Below are 2,920 nucleotides of genomic sequence, written 5' to 3' on the forward strand. Positions count from 1 at the left end.
TACTATTCTTAAATTTGATCAGATTGATTGCAAAAAAACAAGATTTTCAATAAGTTGCTTATAATCCTAACTATAGTTAGCCTTTCATAAGTAGCGATGCAACAAAGCCATTCCACCTCCGCTGAAACGATTACCATGAAAACTTTCACTCCCACTTTGAATTACTCCATCTGTAAGAATAGCCCAGCCGGTTTGTTTGCCGAGGTCGAGTGTGAGGATTGACATTTGCTATTATTTAAAACTATAAGTAGCGCTAAATATCGTCTGGTTCCTTCAAAATACGCTATGAATGGGTTTTTGTTGGCCAATGACAAGAATCTTATGCTACCTACCTTAGTTAGGACTTGGTATTATATATATTCACCGATTTTACAAAAACTGTTCACTTTTTTTAATTTTTCTTTGCAAAGCGTAAAAAACGTGCTAAACTCACCTGTGAGTTTGCCATACAGTAATAGAATTGCTAAGCATGCCATTTATTCGAGTTCTAAGGGGTATTATATGCGTTCTTTGGTAATAGTAGTATTTGTACCCTAAAGTTGCATCTAGCCTTAAAACAAAGTTTTTACCTCATCTAAAAAAATACAAATTCTCAATTACGTAACTTACCAAAAGCCTAAATTTCTTTTGCTTCCTTCAATCTTTTCTACTCTGTTTATTTGCCGACTTTTGTGTTTGAAGCACATCTATACTCAATGCCCCTATACTCCGGATTTCTCACCACTTTTTCCGGGATTTTCTGAAAAAAAGTTAAAATAATTTGAATGCAGCTCAGAAATTAAAGAGAGCCTAAACTTTAAGAACCCGCTAAACGGAAGTCCGACCTCCTAGACACCTTACTATTTGAGTTGTTTCCATTTTGGAAATAACTGTTTACTGGAGCTGAGAAGAGGTCACATGAATTTTTGATAAAACAGATATTCCCCTCTATCCAGCTCATTAATAAGTTATAATAGCCCTCTAAAGACGTTTTAAAGAATTTAGTTGCAGTAGAGACAATTAATTGGTTAAATTCCTATTGATGATCAATGGTTTGTTTGTAAGTTATAGGAGATAGATAATGGATGAGAATAAGATTGTATTTTATACTACTCCAGGTGGAAATATAGAAATTGAAGTTTTATGCAGAGATGAAAATCTTTGGCTTACGCAAAAAAGGATGGCTGAATTATTTGATGTACAACTGCCAGCTATTAGTAAGCATATCAAGAACATATTTGAATCTGGTGAATTACAGGAAAAAGAAGTTGTTTCCACTTTTGAGGTAACCGCTGCAGACGGTAAAAATTACCCAACACAACTTTACAATTTAGATACAATTATAGCTGTTGGTTATCGAGTTAATTCTAAAAAAGCAACATTATTCAGAGTATGGGCTACAAAAGTTTTGAAGGATTTTATTATCAAAGGATTTGCTTTAGATAGTGAACGACTAAAAAACGGGAAAAAGTTTGGCAAAGACTACTTCAATGAATTACTTGAAAAAATCAGGGAAATACGAGCATCCGAACGTAGATTTTACCAGAAGATTACCGACATTTATGCCGAATGTTCTGCAGATTACGATCCAAATTCAGAAATAACAAAACAATTTTACGCAAAAGTACAAAACAAATTATATTGGGCAATTTATGGTTTAACTGCAGCAGAGTTGATATGTTCTCGGGTTGATCACAAAAAACCACATATGGGGCTAACTACATGGAAAGATGGTCCAGGTAAAAAAATTCACAAGAGTGATGTAAGTATTGCGAAAAATTACTTAACTGAAGAAGAACTAAGTGAACTAAACCACATTGTTTCGATGTATCTAGATTATGCAGAACTTCAAGCAAAAAAGAATCGGCTGATGAAAATGCAAGACTGGGCTGAAAAATTGGATGCATTTCTATTATTCAATGATTATGAAGTACTTAAAGATGCCGGTAAAGTTAGTGCTGAAGTTGCAAAAGCCCTGGCTGAAGGAGAATACGAAAAGTACAGAGTTATACAGGACAAATTACATGAATCTGATTTTGATGAATTAATTAAAGCAAGTAAAGAAAGTGAGAAAATAACTATCTAACTACAACAAAAACCAGCTTGTAGTTGAGTTATCTGTGTTTGACATCTTGTTTACCACCTTTTGTTTTAATTTTAAGGGGGGTGAAAAATTGTGTGCGCCAAGAAGTGCGTAAGGAACAGTTGGTGAAAATCCAACACGGGTAAAGCTTAGCCGGCAACCTGGAACAAACCATTATGCTGCGTAAGGTAACGAGCGTAGTAAAGCTAATGGAATGGACAACATAGGGTGCAACGAAAGTGAAGGTATTGAGTCCCGTAATTCACGCGTCATGGGGGCTGACACTTTACATTTGGTGGAAGGCAACATGGGTAATAACGCTAAGGCAAGATATTACTCACCTCATCGGGATCGAAGGCCGCGTCATGTGTTGAGATGGACCTTACGTGAACTTGGGAGATCCTTTGTATTCCTGTAAGGGTACTCTGGAACAAGTCAATAAAGGCGAGGACTGGAGGAAGATGCAAAGGAAGTCGGACTAACTGATAGTACTCGGAGTGTGGGAAAGCCACATACAAGGGGAAGCGGTTAGCAATATAGTGACTGGTATAGGGATTGCTATACCAATACAACAGAGATTAGAGGAGTATGCAAGGAAAACTAAACCAGATAGCAGTAAGGGCTAAGCAAGATAAGCGAGTAAAATTTACATCATTAGTTCATTTGATTAATGAAGAGAATCTTGCAGAGTGTTATAAGGAACTAAAACGCAACAAGGCTTGTGGTATAGATCGTGTGACAGTGGAAGCTTATGGAGAAAATCTAGAAGAGAAACTTAAAACACTAGTGGATAGCGCCGGACAGATAAAACCTGTCAAACCAAAAAGAAACTTCCTAGCTGAGTGTATGGCAAATTTT

1 protein-coding gene and 2 pseudogenes are annotated in these 2,920 nt (G+C 36.3%); 2 read left to right on the forward strand and 1 reads right to left on the reverse strand.

All coding sequences use genetic code 11. The features are described from left to right. Positions 1-96 precede the first annotated feature (96 nt). Positions 97-225, reverse strand: a pseudogene (locus OZD62_RS02770) (Holliday junction resolvase); the annotation flags it as partial. Between the two features lie 835 nt (positions 226-1,060). Here OZD62_RS02770 and OZD62_RS02775 point away from each other — a divergent pair. Together OZD62_RS02775 and OZD62_RS02780 are read left to right on the forward strand one after the other, a co-directional pair. Next, positions 1,061-2,065 (forward strand): virulence RhuM family protein, encoded by a 1,005-nt coding sequence (locus OZD62_RS02775; protein ID WP_010962468.1) that lies wholly within the window; start codon positions 1,061-1,063, stop codon positions 2,063-2,065. A 585-nt stretch (positions 2,066-2,650) separates the two neighbouring features. After that, positions 2,651-2,920: pseudogene (locus OZD62_RS02780) on the forward strand (group II intron reverse transcriptase/maturase); the annotation flags it as partial.

Source organism: Wolbachia endosymbiont of Drosophila seguyi, from assembly GCF_028981765.1.
Classification (GTDB): domain Bacteria; phylum Pseudomonadota; class Alphaproteobacteria; order Rickettsiales; family Anaplasmataceae; genus Wolbachia; species Wolbachia pipientis.

Bases quoted from the DNA above. Each gene is read 5' to 3' on its own strand.
- OZD62_RS02775 (WP_010962468.1), top strand. From the start codon at position 1,061: ATGGATGAGAATAAGATTGTATTTTATACTACTCCAGGTGGAAATATA.